Annotated in this window: 1 protein-coding gene; it reads left to right on the top strand. The window is 61.2% G+C overall.

The window, feature by feature from the left end:
* The first annotated feature begins 483 nt into the window (after positions 1–483).
* Positions 484–1,662: a group II intron reverse transcriptase/maturase gene (gene ltrA, locus EDE09_RS27905; RefSeq protein WP_245505263.1), complete on the top strand. Its 1,179-nt coding sequence runs from the start codon at positions 484–486 to the stop codon at positions 1,660–1,662.
* Positions 1,663–1,729: the final 67 nt, after the last annotated feature.

Below are 1,729 nucleotides of genomic sequence, written 5' to 3'. Positions count from 1 at the left end.
GACCGAGCGTGGGGAGGAAGCGTGGATCGAAACTGCGGGTCGATGAACAAGAACCGGATATGAGGCGATGCCGACCAGGGCGAGCGGGCAACGAACCGCGAAGCTCTCGTGACCAAGGGTCGGTGTCGTAAATCCGGCGATCGTGCAGCGAAGGAATGCGTTCTTACCTGGGGAGATCTCGCCTTGTGCCTGAAAGGGCGACGGTGTCGAGCCGGAGCGAGAAGTCAGCAGAAGCCGTAGTAGGGAGCGTCTTGGCGCGAACGAAGGGCCGAATGAGAGAGAGTGAAGCTTCCACCAGGGATGGGTAAGGCCATGCGTCAGATGCCGGAGACTACCGGGAGATCGCAAGAGGAAGCGGGTGAAGCCCGTCAGTCTGGCGTTCTTGACGAAGCCACGCCCCCGCCTTGGACGGGAAACGACACAGGTGCAGGGCTGCTTGATGCGGCCCTGAGGCGAGAGAACCTCTTGAGGGCCTGGAAGCAGGTGCGCGCCAACAAGGGAGCAGCGGGTGTTGACGGACTGGATATCGACCAGACGGCCGCGCTGCTGCGAACCTCATGGCCTGCCATCCGTGACAGCCTCTTAAAGGGGACGTACCGGCCACAGGCGGTACGTCGGGTGATGATCCCGAAGCCGGGGGGCGGCGAGCGTGAGCTCGGCATCCCGTCGGTGCTGGATCGCCTGATCCAACAAGCGCTCCTGCAAGTCCTCCAGCCTATCCTTGACCCCACCTTCAGTCAGCACAGCTACGGCTTCCGCCCTGGACGAAGTGCCCATGACGCCGTTTTAGCGGCGCAATCCTTCGTGCAGTCCGGACGACGGGTTGTTGTAGACGTTGATCTGGAGAAGTTCTTCGACCGGGTTGACCATGACATCCTGATTGACCGTCTGCGCAAGAAAATCCCCGATCCCGGCGTGATCCGCTTGATCCGGGCCTATCTGAGTGCCGGCATTATCGATGGGAGTGTGGCCGTCAGACGGATCAGGGGCACGCCACAGGGCGGGCCGTTGTCTCCGCTTCTGGCCAATGTCCTGCTGGACGAGGTGGACAAGGAACTTGAACGGCGGGGCCATGCCTTCTGCCGCTACGCCGACGACTGCAATGTCTATGTGCGGTCAAGGCGCGCGGGAGAAAGGGTGCTAGCTCTGTTGCGACGTCTTTATGGGAAACTTCACCTCACGGTGAACGAAACCAAGAGTGCCGTCGCCAGCGTCTTCGGCCGTAAATTCCTCGGTTACGCCTTCTTCGTTGCCGCGGGACGTCTGGTCAAGAGACGGGTTGCCGACAAAGCGATCCAGACGTTCAAGGCGCGCATCCGCGAACTGACACGGCGCGTGACGGGTCGTTCCGTCAAAGCGGTAGCAGAGCGACTGCGCATCTTCGTGCGAGGATGGAAGGCCTACTTCCGACTGGCGCAAACCCCAAAGGTCTGGCGAGAGCTGGATGAGTGGATGCGCCATCGGGTGAGGGCAATTCAGCTCAAGCAATGGAAACAGCGCAGGACAATCTTCCGGGAACTGAAGACACGGGGAGCCAACCTCGCTACAGCGCAACGGGTGGCGGCTAATGCCGGCAGCTGGTGGCGCAACAGCGGCAAGCTTCTCAACAGTGTCCTCACCATCAAATGGGCCGATCAAATCGGACTACCCAGGCTCGCTTAGCCTCAATCTCTCAAACCGCCCGGTGCGGACCCGCATGCCGGGTGGTGTGGCAGGGGTGCGATTGATT

This window comes from Neorhizobium sp. S3-V5DH, from assembly GCF_004343065.1.
Classification (GTDB): domain Bacteria; phylum Pseudomonadota; class Alphaproteobacteria; order Rhizobiales; family Rhizobiaceae; genus Neorhizobium; species Neorhizobium huautlense.
Note: the sequence above shows the minus strand (reverse complement) of the source record. Positions and strands in the feature narration are given on the sequence as shown.